Annotated in this window: 15 protein-coding genes; 9 read left to right on the top strand and 6 right to left on the bottom strand. The window is 66.5% G+C overall.

All coding sequences use genetic code 11. The annotated features are described in order from the left end of the window. Positions 1 to 55 precede the first annotated feature (55 nt). Positions 56 to 940 carry a pentapeptide repeat-containing protein gene (locus ACW177_RS07410; RefSeq protein WP_492027934.1) on the top strand — a complete coding sequence of 295 codons (885 nt, stop codon included), beginning with the start codon at positions 56 to 58 and terminating at the stop codon, positions 938 to 940. Positions 941 to 1009: 69 nt separating this feature from the next. On the opposite strand, the gene aspS is transcribed toward ACW177_RS07410, so the two are convergent. After that, positions 1010 to 2842, bottom strand: coding sequence for an aspartate--tRNA ligase (gene aspS / locus ACW177_RS07405; protein ID WP_492027933.1), 1833 nt, complete (start codon positions 2840 to 2842; stop codon positions 1010 to 1012). A gap of 162 nt (positions 2843 to 3004) precedes the next feature. Here aspS and ACW177_RS07400 point away from each other — a divergent pair, with 162 nt between their 5' ends. From ACW177_RS07400 to ACW177_RS07380, 5 genes are all read left to right on the top strand, one after another. Beyond that, on the top strand, positions 3005 to 3292 hold the full coding sequence (locus ACW177_RS07400) for a YciI family protein (RefSeq protein WP_492027932.1): 288 nt from the start codon (positions 3005 to 3007) through the stop codon (positions 3290 to 3292). Between the two features lie 85 nt (positions 3293 to 3377). After that, positions 3378 to 4070 (top strand): P-loop NTPase family protein, encoded by a 693-nt coding sequence (locus ACW177_RS07395; RefSeq protein ID WP_492027931.1) that lies wholly within the window; start codon positions 3378 to 3380, stop codon positions 4068 to 4070. Between the two features lie 282 nt (positions 4071 to 4352). After that, entirely contained in the window at positions 4353 to 6569 is a 2217-nt protein-coding gene (locus ACW177_RS07390) for an RNA degradosome polyphosphate kinase (RefSeq protein ID WP_492027930.1), read from the top strand. After that, positions 6569 to 8056 (top strand): Ppx/GppA phosphatase family protein, encoded by a 1488-nt coding sequence (locus tag ACW177_RS07385; protein ID WP_492027929.1) that lies wholly within the window; start codon positions 6569 to 6571, stop codon positions 8054 to 8056. The genes ACW177_RS07390 and ACW177_RS07385 overlap by 1 nt, the downstream gene beginning before the upstream one ends. 49 nt (positions 8057 to 8105) lie before the next feature. Next, positions 8106 to 8468 (top strand): VOC family protein, encoded by a 363-nt coding sequence (locus ACW177_RS07380; protein WP_492027928.1) that lies wholly within the window; start codon positions 8106 to 8108, stop codon positions 8466 to 8468. A gap of 54 nt (positions 8469 to 8522) precedes the next feature. Here the strand turns inward: ACW177_RS07380 and rnd are convergent, their stop codons facing one another. Beyond that, on the bottom strand, positions 8523 to 9674 hold the full coding sequence (rnd, locus tag ACW177_RS07375) for a ribonuclease D (RefSeq protein ID WP_492027927.1): 1152 nt from the start codon (positions 9672 to 9674) through the stop codon (positions 8523 to 8525). Between the two features lie 79 nt (positions 9675 to 9753). Between rnd and purM the strand changes: the two genes are divergently transcribed. Beyond that, positions 9754 to 10791 (top strand): phosphoribosylformylglycinamidine cyclo-ligase, encoded by a 1038-nt coding sequence (gene purM / locus ACW177_RS07370; RefSeq protein WP_492027926.1) that lies wholly within the window; start codon positions 9754 to 9756, stop codon positions 10789 to 10791. 139 nt (positions 10792 to 10930) lie between these two features. Here purM and ACW177_RS07365 read toward each other — a convergent pair whose 3' ends face one another. Continuing rightward, positions 10931 to 12535, bottom strand: coding sequence for a S10 family peptidase (locus tag ACW177_RS07365; RefSeq protein ID WP_492027925.1), 1605 nt, complete (start codon positions 12533 to 12535; stop codon positions 10931 to 10933). Positions 12536 to 12679: 144 nt separating this feature from the next. Between ACW177_RS07365 and purN the strand changes: the two genes are divergently transcribed. Together purN and ACW177_RS07355 are read left to right on the top strand one after the other, a co-directional pair. Next, positions 12680 to 13282: a phosphoribosylglycinamide formyltransferase gene (gene purN, locus ACW177_RS07360; protein WP_492027924.1), complete on the top strand. Its 603-nt coding sequence runs from the start codon at positions 12680 to 12682 to the stop codon at positions 13280 to 13282. 172 nt (positions 13283 to 13454) lie between these two features. Continuing rightward, positions 13455 to 15503 carry a M13 family metallopeptidase gene (locus tag ACW177_RS07355; RefSeq protein ID WP_492027923.1) on the top strand — a complete coding sequence of 683 codons (2049 nt, stop codon included), beginning with the start codon at positions 13455 to 13457 and terminating at the stop codon, positions 15501 to 15503. 91 nt (positions 15504 to 15594) lie between these two features. Here the strand turns inward: ACW177_RS07355 and ACW177_RS07350 are convergent, their stop codons facing one another. From ACW177_RS07350 to ACW177_RS07340, 3 genes are all read right to left on the bottom strand, one after another. Next, positions 15595 to 15795 carry a YMGG-like glycine zipper-containing protein gene (locus ACW177_RS07350; protein ID WP_054766136.1) on the bottom strand — a complete coding sequence of 67 codons (201 nt, stop codon included), beginning with the start codon at positions 15793 to 15795 and terminating at the stop codon, positions 15595 to 15597. A gap of 124 nt (positions 15796 to 15919) precedes the next feature. Then, positions 15920 to 16339, bottom strand: a complete 420-nt coding sequence (ndk, locus tag ACW177_RS07345; RefSeq protein WP_492027922.1) for a nucleoside-diphosphate kinase — start codon at positions 16337 to 16339, stop codon at positions 15920 to 15922. A 79-nt stretch (positions 16340 to 16418) separates the two neighbouring features. Then, positions 16419 to 16826, bottom strand: a complete 408-nt coding sequence (locus tag ACW177_RS07340) for a type II toxin-antitoxin system VapC family toxin (protein WP_492027921.1) — start codon at positions 16824 to 16826, stop codon at positions 16419 to 16421. Positions 16827 to 16832 lie beyond the last annotated feature (6 nt).

Genomic DNA, 16832 nt, shown 5'->3' with positions numbered 1-16832 from the left:
CGAAATTACCTCGATTTAAGTAGGTATGGCCGGTGTTTCAGGGCATTCAGACTGCGTGAAACAGATCGTCCGCCCCACCCCCATTCGATTGAAAACCGCGCTGCTCGCGGCGGCGGGCCTGATGCTCACCACCCCCGCCTTCGCCGGGGTCGAGATGACGGTTCAGGATCGCGACGTGGCCCGGTCGGTGTCGCTGGGCGGGTCCTGCAACCGCTGTGAACTTTCCGGCCGCAATCTGTCGGGCGCGACCTTCACCGGCGCCAGCTTCATGAACGCCACCCTGGTCGGCGCCAATCTGCGCGGCGCCGAAATGGTCGGCTCGAACTTCACCGGCAGCGACTTCAGCCGCGCCAATATGGAAGGCGTCGAGATCGTCGGCGCCAACTTCACCTCGGCCAACTTCACCGGCGCCCAGCTGAGCGGGGCCGAGGCCCAGGGCTCATCCTTCGTTCGCGCTAACCTGTCGCGTACAGACCTTTCGGGGGCGGAACTGCACGGGGTGAACTTCAACGGCGCGACCCTGGCCGGCGCCGACTTCTCAGGCAGCGAACTGTTCGGGGCGACCCTGGCCAATGTTCACGCCGTGGGGGCCGACTTCAGCGACGCCGAGGTCGACGCCTCAAACCTGTCCGGCGGCGACTTCTCGAGCGCCTCCTTCCGCGACGCCAGCCTGGACGGCGCGCGCCTGACCGGCGGGACCTTCACCCGGGCCGACTTCAGCGACGCCTCGATGCGACGCACCGACATCCGGGGCGCCGACCTGTCAGGGGCGCGCAACCTGACCCAGGACCAGGTCAGCGAGGCCTGCGGCGACGGTTCCACCCGCCTGCCCGGCCGCCTGACGGCCCAGGCCTGTCGTGGGACGATCCGGGTAATCCGCACCCCGCCCGCGCCGCCGGCTCCACCCGCCGTGCGCCACATCGTCAACGCCGACAACTAGACCCGCCCCCGAACAAAAAAGGGGACGCCTCGCGGCGTCCCCTTTGTCGTATTCGGCGATATCGGCTCGTTACACCTTGATCGGCACGGCCGTGCGGATGTGGACGTCTTTCAGCTGACGCTCTTCCGCCTCGGTCGGGGCGTTCATCAGCAGATCCTCGCCCTGCTGGTTCAGCGGGAAGGCGATGACCTCGCGGATGGCCGTCTCGCCGGCCAGCAGCATGACGATCCGGTCGATGCCGGGGGCCAGGCCGCCGTGCGGCGGCGCGCCGAAGCGGAAGGCGTTCAGCATGCCGCCGAACTGCTCTTCGACCACCGAGGCGTCGTAGCCGGCGATCTCGAAGGCCTTCAGCATGATCTCGGCCTTATGGTTCCGGATCGCGCCCGAGCACAGCTCGTAGCCGTTGCAGACGATGTCGTACTGGAAGGCGCGGATGGTCAGCGGATCCTGGGTCTCCAGCGCCTCCAGCCCGCCCTGCGGCATCGAGAAGGGGTTGTGGCTGAAATCGACCTTCTTTTCTTCTTCCGACCATTCGAACATGGGGAAGTCCACGATCCAGCAGAATTTGAACTGGTTCTCGTCGATCAGCTTCAGCTCCGTGCCCACGCGGGTGCGGGCCAGGCCGGCGAACTTGGCGAAGACCGAGGGCAAGCCGGCGGTGAAGAAGGCGGCGTCGCCCTTACCCAGACCCAGCGAGGCCATCAGGGTCTCGGTCGGCTCCTGACCCAGGTTCTTGGCGATGGGACCGCCCCAGGCGCCCTGGTCGTCCGACCAGAAGATATAGCCCAGACCCGGCTGGCCCTCGCCCTGAGCCCACGAGTTCATGCGGTCGCAGAAGGCGCGGCTGCCGCCGGTCGGCGCCGGGATGGCCCAGACGGCGTTCTTCTCGTCCGCGCCCAGGATCTTGGCGAACAGGCCGAACCCGCCGTCGCGGAAGTGGTCGGAGACGACCTGCATCTTGATCGGGTTGCGCAGGTCCGGCTTGTCCGAACCATACCAGGCCATCGATTGGGCGTAGGTCAGGCGCTCGAAGCCCTTGTGCTCGAACGTCTCGCCGAAATCATTGGTGAAGGTGTGGACGCCGTCGATGGGCGACACCGGCTTGCCCTCGCCGAACTCCTCGAACACGCCGTGCATCACCGGTTCGATGGCGGCGAAGACGTCTTCCTGGGTCACGAAGCTCATTTCGACGTCGAGCTGGTAGAATTCTAGCGAACGGTCGGCGCGCAGGTCCTCGTCACGGAAGCAGGGGGCGATCTGGAAATAGCGGTCGAAGCCCGAGACCATCAGCAGCTGTTTGAACTGCTGGGGCGCCTGCGGAAGGGCGTAGAACTTGCCCGGGTGCAGACGCGACGGCACCAGGAAGTCGCGCGCGCCTTCCGGCGACGAGGCGGTCAGGATCGGGGTCTGGTACTCAAGGAAGCCTTGGGCGACCATGCGCTGGCGGATCGAGGAGATGACCCTGGAGCGCAGCACGATGTTCTTGTGCAGCCGCTCGCGACGCAGGTCGAGGAAGCGGTTGGCCAGGCGGATGTCCTCAGGATATTCCTGATCGCCGAAGACCGGCATCGGCAGTTCGGCGGCTTCCGACAGAACCTCGACGCCCTGGACGCGGACTTCGACCTCGCCAGTCGGCAGGTTGGGGTTCACCACCGAGGCGTCGCGGGCGACGACTTCGCCGTCGATCTTGATCACGCTCTCGGCGCGCAGACGCTCGACCGCCGCGAAGCCCGGCGTCTCCGGGTGCAGCACCAGCTGGGTCAGGCCGTAGTGATCGCGCAGATCGATGAACAACAGGCCGCCGTGGTCGCGTTTACGGTGCACCCAGCCGGACAGGCGGACGGTGGAACCGGCGTCGGAGGCGCGCAGAGCGCCGCAGGTATGGGAGCGGTAGGCGTGCATGAACAGACCGTCTGGAAATCTGGCGGTGGAATCTGACGCCTCAGGCGCCTGAAATCGAAGCGGCGTAGGGCGCATCATCGCCCCGGAAAGTCAAGGTTTCAGCCGTTGCAAACCCCGCCTGCGCGCGCGATAGCGGTCCAGTTATCCGTTCGAGGCCGCGCCATGTTCATCGTCACCATCACCTACACCCAGCCCATCGAGGCCATCGAGGCGAAGACGGTGGAGCATCGCGAATGGTTGGATATCCATGTCGCCAGCGGCCTGATCATCGCCGCCGGCCCCATGGTTCCGCGCACCGGCGGCATATTGGTGGTGCGCAGCGGGGGCACGAAGGAAGAGCTGGAAACCCTGCTGAAGGACGATCCCTTCCAGGTCCATGGCCTGGCCGACTACAAGGTGACGGAGTTCAAGGCGGGCAAGCTGAACCCTGCCCTGGTCGAATTCGCCTAATCCATCCACAGAGGGAACCGTCCCTCCCCGGTACCAACAGGCCCGGCGTGACGCGGTTCGCCTGGGCCTCTGCTATGACAGGCTTATGCCCGCGCAGAGCGCCCTGATCCGAAACTCCGCCGAACAGCTGCGCCTGCCGCTGGAACGCCCCCTCGTGGGCGAAGCCCTGGTCGCATCGAACAGCAACGCCGAGGCCGTGCGCGTCCTGTCCCGCTGGCCTGACGGCGCCGGTTCGGTTCTGGCCCTGTATGGTCCCGCCGGCTCGGGCAAGAGCCGGATCGCCGCCGACTGGGCCGAGCGGGTCGGCGCTGTGCCGCTGAACGGCGTCGAAGCCGCCCTCGTCGATCCGCTGGAGTTGGAAGGTCGCCCCATCCTGCTGGATTGCGCCCGCGACGCTGACGACGAGAGCCTGTTTCACCTGATCAATCTGGCCCAGGCGGGCGGCGGCGCCCTGCTGCTGGTGGATCGTGCGCCGCCCCGGACCTGGTCGGCCGATCTGCCCGACCTGCGCTCACGCCTCGACGCCGTCCGCACCGTCGCGATCGAAGCGCCCGACGACGTGGTTCTGTCCGCCATACTGCGCGCCCGGTTCGCCGAACGCAGCATCACGCCGTCCGACGATGTCATCGACTATCTGGTGCGTCGTCTGGATCGTTCGGCCGACACCGCCGCGACCGTGGTCGCCCGCCTGGACGCCCTGCACCGCCCCGTGACCCGCGTCCTGGCACGTCAGGTGGTTGACCAGATGGAGTCAGAACTGGAAATCGAGGCCGACTGACGTCGCCTTACCTTGTCTCAGGCGTCCGGCCGGCTCCCGCGGCTCCGACGACGTTTCCACCGCCGGTACATACGCATCGGCGTCGGTTGGCCCGCCAGGTCCCAGCCGATCACGAGGGCCGCCGTCCCGACGACCAAGATTACGACCATCAACGCCACAAAAAATCTCCAAGTCGATTAACTACGGCATCGGCTAGATCACAGCTTCGCATTTGCGAAAAGCGGCTATGAAAATGTCAGAGCCCGCTTGCGGCCGTCACAGTGGCGCGCGAGAACCTGGATCATGACCGACGCCGCGATCCACGACGCCACACGGGGGGAAGAAGTCCCCGGTTCCCGCGCCCCTCAATTGGCGCTGAACGAGGAGTTGATCGGCTCGCCGACACGGTTCTTCAACCGCGAAATTTCCTGGCTCGCTTTCAATGAACGCGTGCTCGAAGAGGCCGCCAATAACAACCACCCGTTGCTAGAGCGGCTGCGGTTCGTTTCCATCTCGGCCAATAACCTCGATGAGTTCTTCATGACCCGCGTGGCGGGGCTTAAGGGCCAATTGCGCGAGCGCGTTCGGGTCCTATCGGCCGACGGTTTGACCCCCGCTGAACAACTTGAGCGGATCAATATCTCGGCCGGCGAACTGATGGCCGAGCAACAGGTACGCTGGCGCCAGTTGAAGAAGGAATTGGTCACGGCGGGCATCGAAGTGGTCGATCGCAACCGTCTGACCAAGACCGAAAAGGAGCGGCTGGAGCCCGAGTTCCTGAACCAGCTGTTCGCCGTCCTGACCCCCCTGGCCATCGACCCGGCCCACCCCTTCCCCTTCCTACCCAATCTGGGTTTCTCCCTGGCTCTGAAGCTCAAACGCAAGGGCGAGACCAAGACTTTTTACGCCCTGGTGCCTGTGCCGACTCAGGTGCGGCGATTCTGGGAGCTGCCGACCGACGGCCGCTCGGCGCCGGGTCGCAAGCGGTTCATCACGCTGGAAAACGTACTGCTGCTGTTCATCGACCACCTGTTTCCCGGCTGCGAGGTTCTGGAGAAGGGCCTGCTGCGCCTGATCCGCGACAGCGACATCGAGATCGAAGAAGAGGCCGAGGACCTGGTGCTCGAGTTCGAGGAGGCGTTGAAACAGCGTCGCCTGGGCTCGGTCGTGCGCATCAAGATCGAGGCCTCGATGCCCGCCGACCTGCGCGATTTCATCGTCGGCGAACTGGAGGCGACGCCCCAGGACGTGGTGCTGGTCGACGGCATGCTGGGCCTGGCCCAACTGTCGGACCTGATCCCGGGCGGCCATCCCGACCTGAAGTTCAAGGGCTATGAGCCGCGCTATCCCGAGCGAGTCCGCGACAACGGCGGCGACGTCTTCGCCGCCATCCGCGAGAAGGATCTGCTGATCCACCACCCGTTCGAGAGCTTCGACGTGGTGGTGCAGTTCCTGCGTCAGGCGGCGCGGGACCCGAACGTCATCGCCATCAAACAGACCCTGTATCGCACCTCCAAGGACAGCCCCATCGTCGCGGCCCTGATCGAGGCGGCCGAGAACGGCAAGAATGTCACCGCCCTGGTCGAGTTGAAGGCCCGGTTCGACGAAGAGGCCAACCTGCGCTGGGCCCGGGCCATGGAGCGGGCCGGGGTCCACGTCGTCTTCGGCTTCGTCGAATACAAGACCCACGCCAAGCTCAGCGTCGTCGTGCGGCGCGAGGGCGACGCCCTGCGCACCTACTGTCACTTCGGCACCGGCAACTATCACCCGGTGACGGCCAAGATTTACACCGATCTGTCGCTGTTCTCGTGCGATCCGGTCCTGGGCCGGGACGCCAGCCGGGTGTTCAACTACATCACCGGCTACGCCACCCCGGACGAGCTTGAGGCCCTGGTGGTCTCGCCGCTGAACATGAAGTCCACCCTGATCGAGCTGATCGGCAAGGAGATGTCGGCCGCCGCCATGGGCAAGCCGGCCGCCATATGGGTCAAGCTGAACTCGCTGGTCGATCCCGAGATCATCGACGCCCTGTACCGGGCCAGCCAGTGGGGCGTGCGCATCGACCTGGTCGTGCGCGGCATCTGTTGCCTGCGGCCGGGCGTCACGGGCCTGTCCGAGAACATCCGCGTCAAATCCATCGTCGGCCGTTTCCTGGAACACAGCCGCATCGTCTGTTTCGCCAACGGCAAGGACCTGCCGCACGACAAGGCCAAGGTCTTCATCTCCTCGGCCGACTGGATGACGCGCAACCTGGATCGCCGGGTCGAGCTGATGACCCCAATCCGCAACGCCACCGTCCATGATCAGGTGCTGGACCAGATCATGGTCGCCAATCTGAAGGACGACGCACAAAGCTGGGTTCTGGACGCCGAAGGGCGCTATACCCGCGTCCAGGCCGCCGATCCCGAGCGGCCCTTCTCGGCCCATAAATACTTCATGACCAATCCCAGCCTGTCTGGCCGCGGTCGCAAGGTGAAGACCTTGCCCGAGGCCCTGCGTTACGAACGTCCCGGCCGCTGATGCCCGATTCGGCGCTTCCCGGTCGCGACGTCGCGGCCATCGACATCGGCTCCAACTCGGTCCGTCTGGTGCTCTACCGGCTGGAAGGCCGCGCCATCTGGACCGTGTTCAATGAAAAGGTCCTGGCCGGCCTGGGCCGCGACCTGCCGACGACCAACAAGCTGTCCGCCGAAGGCGTGGTCATGGCCATGACCGCGCTGCGCCGCTTCGCCGCCGTGCTGGAAGGGGTCCGTCCCGACGCCACCCTGATCGCCGCCACCGCCGCTGTGCGCGAGGCCGAGGACGGGCCTGAGTTCTGCCAGCGTGTCGCTTCGGAAACCGGTCTGCAGATCCGCGTCCTGTCCGGAGAGGAAGAGGCGAAATACGCCGCCATGGGCGTGCTGGCCGGCGCGCCCGACGCCCACGGCGTCTCGGCCGACATGGGCGGGGCCAGCCTGGAACTGACGCGCCTGAACGGTGATGGGGTCGAACACGGCCTGACCCTGCCGCTCGGCCCCTTCGCCCTGGCCGAGGGCAAGGGTTTCGACGCCGACCGGATCAAGGCCCGCATCGACGAGCGCCTGAAACCCGTCGCGGCCCAGTTCCAGAGCGACCGCCTCTACGCCGTCGGCGGCGCATGGCGCACCCTGGCCCAGGTCCATATGGCGCTGAAATCCTATCCGCTTAAGGTCGTCCACCAGTACGAGATGACGGCGGACGAGGCGCTGGAGACCGCACGCCTGGTCGCGCACCAGTCGGCGGCCGGTCTGGCCAAACTGCCCGGCGTGTCCAAGAAGCGCGCCGAGACCCTGCCCTACGCCGGCCTGGTGCTGGAAGGCCTGATCAAGCATCTGAACCTCAAGGGGATCGAGATGTCGGCCTGGGGCGTGCGCGAGGGGCTGCTGTTCGACACACTGGACGACGAGACCCGCGCCGCCGATCCCTTGCTGGCGGGCTGCACTGCGCTCGGCGGACGACAGGGAATCGATCCGGCCCTGCCCGGCGCCCTGAACGGCTGGATGTCGGACATCATCTCCGCCCTGCCCCAGGCTTTCAGTAAAAGGCGCGACGCAGTTCTGACCGCCGCCGCCTGCCGCCTTTCCGACCTGGGCGCCCGGCTGCACCCCGACCACCGGCTGGAACTGGCGTTCGACCAGGTGCTGCGCGCACCCGTCGCCGGCGTCAGCCATACCGAGCGCGCCTTCCTGGCCTGCGCCATGAACGCCCGCTACGGCGGCGGCCCGGCCACGCCCCAGCCCGAGGTCGTCGGCCGCCTGCTGGACGACAACGCCGTCAAACGCGCCCGGGCCCTTGGCCTGGCCATCCGCCTGGCCTGCGACCTGTCGGGCCGTTCGTCCCAGCTTCTGGCCAATGCGACGGCGACGGTGAACGGCGGCGACCTGAACCTGACGGCGACGGACGGCTACGCCGACCTGCTGCTGGGCGACCAGACGAAGAAGCGCGCCAAGGCCTTGGCCGACGCGATGGGGCTGGGTCTGTCGATCTAGACAGCTGGCCGAACAAGGTTCAGCCTCTCGCCGAACGAGGGGAACACTCATGCCCGTAACCGGAATCGGCGGCTTCTTCTTCCGCGCCCAGGATCCACACGCGCTTTCGGCCTGGTACCTGAAACACCTGGGCGTCGGCGCGCCCGAGGGCCAGTTCCTGTGGGATCAGCAGGCCGGACCCACCGTCTTCTCCCCGTTCAAGGAGACGACCGACTATTTCGCCCAGGACAAACGCTGGATGCTGAACCTGCGCGTCGAAGGTCTGGACGCCCTGCTCACCTCGCTGAAAGCCGCCGGGGTGGAGGTAATCACCAAGGAAGACTGGGACGCCAGCCCCGAGGTCGGACGCTTCGCCCGCATCCACGACCCCGAGGGCAATCCCATCGAACTGTGGGAGCCGCCGGCCGGTTAGTGGGAAACGGTCGTCATCCTCGCCCTTGTGGCGAGGATGACGGGTCTTAAAGGCCTAGCCCTCGATCTCGACGACCTCGACCCGCGCGCCGCTCAGCACCAGGGCGATCTCGCCGCGTTTCAGCTTCAGCGCGTCCTCGCCGAAGATCTGACGCCGCCAGCCCTTCAGCGCATCCACATCGGCGTCGTCGCTGACGGCGATCTTCTCCAGATCGGCGACGGTGGCGATCAGTTTGGACGCCACGCCCGCGTTATCGCTCTTGGCCTTCAGCAGCACCTTCAGCAGTTCCACCACCGACGGCGGCGCCGGCTGACGGTGCGCCGGACGTTCCATCTCGGGCGCATGCGATTCGGGATCGGCCAGGACGCGCTTCAGTTCCTCGGCCAGCTCCAGACCCAGGCGCGATCCACCGAAGCCCTTGGGCACCGAACGCAGACGATTGAACGCCTCAGGGTCGGTCGGGGTCTGTTGCGCGACCTCGTCGATGCCTTCGTCCTTCAGGATACGGCCGCGCGGCTGGTCGCGCTCTTGCGCCGCGCGCTCGCGCCAGACGGCCACGGCCTTGAAGGCGGCCAGATATTTGGCCGAGAATTTCTTGGGCTTCAGTCGCTTCCAGGCGTTCTCGGGATTGGTGTCGTACAGGGCCGGATCGATCAGGCTCTCCATCTCCGACATCACCCAGTCCAGCCGCCCCTCCTTCTTCAGCCGATCGCGCAGCTTCGGATACAGGGCCGCCAGATGGGTCACGTCGCCCAGGGCATAGACCAGCTGGCTGTCCGACAGCGGGCGTCGCGCCCAGTCGGTGAAGCGGCTGCCCTTGTCCAGTTCGACGCGCAGCATCTGCCGCACCAGCGAATCATAGGCGACCTGTTCGCCGAACCCGGCCGCCATGGCCGCGACCTGGGTGTCGAACATCGGCTTGGGCATGGCGCCCAGACGCACGAAGATTTCGACGTCCTGTCGGCAGGCGTGGAAGACCTTGATGATCTTCGGATCGCGCAACAGGTCCAGGAACGGCTCAAGGTCCAGGCCTTCCGCCATCGGATCGATGATCCCGGCGTGATCGGCGGACGCGGCCTGGATCAGGCACAGCCTGGGCCAGTAGGTCGTTTCCCGCATGAACTCGGTATCGACCGTGATGAACGGGGCGGTGGCGAGGCGGGCGCAAAAATCGGCCAGCGCCTCATTGGTGGTGATCGGCGTCATTCCGATGCTATAGCCCCCCGCAACCCACCTGTGGCAAGAGCCGCGCTGCATTTCCGCCCCGATTCCAGGCCTGATCACTATGAGCGACACCCAAAAGCCTCTCGAAAACGGCCTGACCTACGCCGATGCAGGCGTGGACATCGATGCAGGCGAGATGCTGGTCGAACACATCAAGCCCCTGGCCAAGTCCACGGCGCGCCCTGGTTCGGAGCCCTCGCTGGGTGGATTCGGCGCCCTGTTCGACCTGAAGGCCGCCGGGTTTAAGGATCCGCTGATCGTCACCACCACCGACGGCGTGGGCACCAAGCTGAAGATCGCCATCGAGACGGGCCGTCATGACGGCGTCGGCATCGACCTGGTCGCCATGTGCGTCAACGACCTGCTGGCCCAGGGCGCTGAGCCCCTGCTGTTCCTCGACTACTACGCTACCGGCCGCTTGGAGATCGACGCCGCCCGCCGCGTCGTCGCCGGCATCGCCGAGGGCTGCCGCCAGGCCGGCTGCGCTCTGGTCGGCGGCGAGACCGCCGAAATGCCGGGCATGTACACCGACGGCGACTACGATCTGGCCGGCTTCAGCCTGGGCGCGGTCGAGCGCGGCCACGCCCTCCCCTATCTGGATCGCCAATCGCCGGGCGATATCATCATCGGCCTGGGCTCCACCGGCCCGCACTCGAACGGCTATTCGCTGGTCCGCAAAGTGGTCGAGAAGTCCGGCCTGGCCTGGGGCGACGACGCCCCGTTCGCCAAGGACCGCTCGCTGGCCCAGGCCCTGATGGAGCCGACCCGCATCTATGTGAAGCCGGTCCTGCCCCTGATGAAGGCGGGCCTGATCAAGGGCGCGGCCCACATCACCGGCGGCGGCCTGATCGAAAACCCGCCGCGGTGCATCGCCGAGGGGCTGCAAGCCTCGTTCGACTGGAACAGCTGGCCCATGCCCCACGTCTTCCAATGGCTGGCCGAAACCGGCGGCATCAGCGACCACGAGATGCGCCGCACCTTCAACTGCGGCGTCGGCTTCATCCTGATCGTCTCGCCCGAAAACGCCGAGCCGGTGCTGGCCGCACTGCTGAACGCGGGCGAAGTCGCCTTCGTCTGCGGACAGCTGGAAACGGCCTGACCCCAAGCCGTCACCCTCGGGCTTGTCCCGAGGGCCGACTTTTCCGCCGCAGGATCGCGGACGTAGCGACGGCTGCCTGAACCTTCTGCATCCCCCGTAGGCCCTCGGGACAAGCCCGAGAGCCTACGAGTGGATTGTTTTACCGCGCTCCGCCGTTCGCCGTTTCGCCGTAGAAGCGCGACAGGTCGGCGTGCAGCTTCACCAGGGCGCCGTGGCTCAGATACATCATGTGCCCGCCCTCGTAGTAGGTGAACTCCAGGTTCGGCCGCAGGCTGGGCTCCAGCATCATCTGCGCCAGATCGAACTCGGTCGAGAAGAAGGGCGTCGCGGCGTCGTAATAGCCGTTCAGCGACAGCACCTTCAGATACGGATTACGCCGCATCGCCGTGGCCAGATCGACCGCCGTGTTCGGCGTCGTCTGCGGCCCGCCGACGGGAGGCCGATGGTTCCAGTTCCAGTTGAAGCCCGGCAGGCCCCGCGCCGACATCCGGTATTCGACGTCGGTGTCATACTTTAGCTCACTGGCCACATAATCGCGGAAGATCCCAAAATAGGCGCCCGTCACAGCCGAGCTGGAGGGATCGTCCTCCGGCTCGCCGCCCGACGCGTCCTCATCCAGTCCTAGATAGCGGGTGTCTAGCCGCCCGATGGTCTGGCGCCGGTCTCGTAGCAGCTCCTTGCGGAAAGCGCTGAGCTCCACCCGCATATTGGCGTTGTCGATGAAGTTGGGCGACAGGCCGGTCAGTTCGCTCATCTGGCGCACGATATCGGCGCGCTCGGCGTCCGAGATCATATGCCCCTTGGCCAGGGCCGAAGCGTAGGGCCCGAGGGCGAAGTCGCGCGCCCGCTGAACCTGTTCCTCCACCGTCGCCGCCGGATGGGCCAGCTTGCGGTGATACCAGGCCGTCGCCGCATAGGTCGGCAGCAGGGTGACGAAATTCTGCGGATAGCCGGGCTGGCGCACGCCGTAGTTCATGATCGACGATAACAGCACCACCCCGTTCAGCGACATGCCCCGGTCTTCCAACTGGAAGGCCACGGCGCCGGTCCGCAGCGTGCCGTAGGATTCGCCGATGATGTATTTCGGGCTGGACCAGCGGCTGAACTTGGTCGTGTAGCGCATGATGGCGCGGGCGAAGGCGTCGGCGTCCTGGTCCACGCCCCAGAAGGCCGAACCCGCCGTCTCGCCCAGCGGTCGCGAAAAGCCGGCCCCCACCATGTCGATGAAGACCAGATCCGTCTGGTCCAGCAGGGTCATGTCATTGGGACCAAAGGCGAAGGGCGCCGGCCGCACCACCGTCGGGTCGTCGGTCTGCACCCGCATCGGCCCGAACGAGCCCATGTGCAGCCAGACCGTCGGCGAACCCGGCCCGCCGTTATAGAGATAGGTCACCGGCCGCGTCCCCACCGGCTGACCGTCCAGCGTATAGGCGGTGTAGAACAGGCTTGCTGTCGGCATGCCTGCGTCGTCGCGGATCGTCAGGGTGCCCGCCGTCGCGTGATACCGCAGCGTCTTGCCATGGGCGTTGACCGAATGGGCCGTGACGACCTCGGCCTCCTCGACCGGCGCGCGCGCCCAATCCTTCTCGATCGCCTCGGCGTTGGCGTTGCGGAACCGGTCGGTCGCCGAGCGCATCGCCCCGCCGCCACTGGCGCCGCTGTTCGAGCCGCTCTCCTGAGCAAAGGACGCCACGGGTACGCCCAGCATCGCAGCCATGGCCGCGAAGCAGATCAGTCTCTTCATGCGATAATCCCCTGTACGCGCCGGCCCTCAAGACCCCTCGTCGGATGGGCGGCGTTATACGGTAACGCCCGAACACGGCGGACAACAAGAGCGGATCATGTTTGATCCTTGCCAAGCGCCGCCCGTCCCGTCATGGGGGCGGCCATGTCGTCCCCAGCCTCTTCTCACGTCCGCGTCGCCATCCTGATCTCAGGGACCGGCTCCAACATGGCCGCCCTGATCGACGCCGGTCAGACGTCGGACAGCGGCTATGAGGTCGCCCTGGTCCTGTCCAACATTGAGGGCGCGGGCGGACTGGCCATCGCCGCAGCCAAGGGCCTCGCCACCCTCGCCATCCCCCACAAGCCCTTCGGCAAGGACCGCGAGGCGCACGAGCGGGCGGTGGACGCGGCCTTGCGCACCGCCGGCGTCGAGGTGGTGGCCCTGGCCGGCTATATGCGGATCCTGACGCCCTGGCTGGTGCGCGCATGGGACGGTCGGATGCTGAACATCCACCCCAGCCTTCTGCCCCTCTATCCCGGCCTCGACACCCACGCCCGCGCCATCGCCGCCGGCGACGCCGAGGCGGGCTGCACCGTCCACCTGGTCACCGAGGGCGTGGACGAGGGTCCGATCCTGGGCCAGGCTCGCGTGCCGATCGTGGCCGACGACACGCCCGCCAGCCTGGCCGAACGGGTGAAAACAGCGGAACACACGCTGTATCCGCGAGTGCTGGGTGATTTCTGCAAGGGCCTGGTGCGGAACTGAAGCCCTCTACCTAAAGCCCGTCATCCTAGGCCTCGTGCCTAGGATGACGAGTTAGGGGTGTGCGGTCCCCTTCCTCAACAGTCCCTCCGCCCCCAGATTACGAAAACTTCATGCGACACCGCGCCGCACCGGCGCAAAGGTGCCGCCGACCAAAATCGGGACCTTATCCTTCATGCAACGTATTCGCCTGATGGCCGCCTGCTCGGCCTGTATCGTCGTCGCCCTGACCGGCGGCGCCTCGGCCCAGGACCATTCGCACGGGGCCCATGCCGCGCCTGGCTTCGGCGCGTGGGGCTTCGACCTCGCCGGTCGCAACACGGCGGTCAAGCCGGGCGACGACTTCAACGAATACGCCAACGGAACCTATCTCAGCACCACCGAGATCCCCGCCGACAAGGCGCGGTTCGGTCCCTTCGACGTCCTCTATGAGAACGCCCAGTCGCAGCTGAAGTCGATCATCGAGACCAGCGCCGCCAACCCTGTCAACGCCAACGCCCAGAAGGTCGGCGCCCTCTACGCCAGCTTCATGGACGAGGCCCGCGTCGAACAGCTGGGCGCCGCGCCCATGGCCGCCGACCTCGCCGCCGTGAAGGCCGTCGCCGACCACGCCGCCATCGCCCGCCTGATGGGCGCCAGCCATTCGGGCTTCGGCGGATCCCTGTTCGGCGTCGCCGTGTTCGAGGACTTGCAGAACCCGAACATCAACTCGGCCTATCTGGCCCAGGGCGGCCTGGGCCTGCCCGACCGCGACTATTATCTGAAGCCGGACTTCGCCGCCCAGCGCGAGGCCTATCTGGCCTATCTGACCCAGACCCTGACCGCCATCGGCTGGACCAATCCGGCCCAGAGCGCCGCCGACATCCTGGCCTTCGAGACCAAGGTCGCCGAGAAACACTGGACCACGGTCGAGCGTCGCCAGATCGACAAGCTCTACAACCCGACCAAGGTCGCCGACCTGGCGACCCTGGCCCCCGGCTTCGACTGGGCCGCCTTCCTCGACGGCGCCCAGGTCGGGAACCTCGACACCCTGGTCCTGATGGAGAACACGGCCTTCCCGGGCATCGCCCAGGTCTTCGCCGAAACCCCCATCGAGACCCTGAAGGCGTGGGAAGCCACCCAGATCGTCGATCAGGCCAGCCCCTATCTGTCCAAGGCCTTCGTCGACGCCCGCTTCGCGTTCCGCGGCAAGACCCTGCGCGGCCAGCCCGAGAACCGTCCCCGCTGGAACCGGGGCGTGGCCCTGGTCGACGGCCAGCTGGGCGAGGTCCTGGCCCAGGAATATGTCCGCCTGCACTTCCCCGCCTCGTCCAAGGCCCAGATGGAGACTCTGGTCGACAACATCCGCGCGGCAATGACCGAGCGGCTGAAGACCCTAGACTGGATGAGCGAGCCGACCCGCGAACAGGCCCTCTACAAGATGTCGAAGTTCGGGGTGAAGATCGGCTATCCCGACAAGTGGCGGTCCTATGACGGTCTCGAACTGACCGCCGGCGACCTGTACGGCAATGTCGAACGCTCCAGCGCCTTCGAGTGGGCCTATCAGCGCGGCAAGATCGGCAAGCCGGTCGATCCGCTGGAATGGGGCATGACGCCTCAGACGGTGAACGCCTATTACAATCCGCCGCGCAACGAGATCGTCTTCCCGGCCGCCATCCTCCAGGCGCCCTTCTTCGATCCGAACGCGGACCCGGCCGTCAACTACGGCGGCATCGGCGCGGTCATCGGCCACGAGATCACCCACGGCTTCGACGACCAGGGCCGCAAGTCCGACGGCGACGGCGTGCTGCGCGACTGGTGGACGCCGGAAGACGCCGCCCGGTTCGAGGCGCGCGCCAAGGTTCTGGGCGAGATCTACAACTCGCTGGAGCCCCTGCCCGGCGTTCACGTCAACGGCGACCTGACCATGGGCGAGAACATCGCCGACCTGGGCGGCCTGCTGCTGGCGCTCGACGCCTACCACAAGTCGCTGAACGGCCAGCCGGCCCCGGTGATCGACGGCCTGTCGGGCGACCAGCGCGTCTTCCTGGGCTGGGCTCAGGTGTGGCGCGAGAAGTCGCGCGAGGCGGCCCTGAAGGAGCAACTGACCACCGATCCACACTCGCCGGGTCCGGTGCGCGCCGCCACTTCGCCGCGCAACATCGACGCCTGGTACGCCGCCTTCGGCATCTCGCCCGACCAGAAGGAATATATCGCCCCCGAGGCCCGCGCCCGCATCTGGTAAGCGGTCACGCAGCCCGAACGAAAAAGGCCCGGAGCATCGCTCCGGGCCTTTCTTTTCGGCCGTTGGGCTTTTTCAGCTCAGGCTGAAGGTCTTACTTCGGCGTGGTGGCCGCGCCGGCGACAGCGCCGATTGCAGCGCCGGCGACGGTCGAGCCGGTGTTGCCGCCCACGACCTGGCCGGCGACGGCGCCGCCCAGGGCGCCGGTGGCGGCGCGTTGTTCCATGGTCTGTCCGCACGCGGCCAGCAGGGCCACGGCGCCGATGACGGGGGTCAGTTTCAGGATGGTCTTCATGGGTCTGCTCCGGGAGGGGACGATACGGGACTGACCCAACGAAAAGGCCCGCGTCCGGTTCCGGACGCGGGCCTCTGTGTCTTTGCGCTACGCTCGGGGCGCGGCCCCTCGCGACTTTAGCGCCTTAGCCGACGATCTGGTCGTCGGTGAAGAACTGGGCGATCTCGATCTTGGCGTTGTCCTGGCTGTCCGAGCCGTGGACCGAGTTTTCGCCGATCGACAGAGCGAACAGCTTGCGGATCGTGCCGTCAGCGGCCTGTTCCGGGTTGGTGGCGCCCATGATTTCACGATAGGCGGCGACGGCGTTCTCGCCTTCCAGCACCTGCACGACGACCGGCTCGGCGGTCATTTGCTCGACCAACTCGCCGTAGAACGGACGCTCGGCGTGGACTTCGTAGAACTTCTTGGCCTGGTCGGTCGACAGCTTGACGCGACGCTGGGCCACGATGCGCAGGCCGGCGCCTTCGATCACGGCGTTGATCGCGCCGGTCAGGTTACGGCGGGTCGCGTCGGGCTTGATGATCGAGAAGGTGCGTTCGGTCATGGGGAGTTGACTTCTTGTTAGGGAGATTAGGGGTCGCGGGCTTATAGCGACGCCCCGCCCCCGCGCCAAGCCCGTCTTGTCAGCAGGCGATGGCCCGCACGTGACCGGCGGCGGCATAGTCCAGAATAGCACGGTCCCGGGTGATCAACGTCAAGTCATGAGCCCGCGCCGTGGCGATCAACATCCGATCGGCAGGATCTCGATGGAGAGGCGACGGAAGATGCGCCACATCCAAGAGGATGTCCGGCGCCAGGTCTTTAATGCGCGCATGAGCCGTGTTGACGGCTTCCCAGAACCAGGTGCGAACATCGCGTCGTAATATTCGGATCAACTCTGGCTTGCTGGCCAGATAGCCCATTTCCCAAGCCGACGCAGCCGAGACAAACAGTTCGCCCTGCACAGCCGCCGCACTGATCGCTTCGACAGACGCCGGCCGGAGTGCGACGCCCTCGACGATCCAAATCAGGACGTGGGTGTCCAGCAGCACCCCGTC

The sequence above is a fragment of the Brevundimonas sp. AVps23W genome (assembly GCF_058681395.1).
The sequence above is the reverse complement of the archived record's forward strand: the minus strand, read 5'-3'. Positions and strand labels throughout refer to the sequence as shown.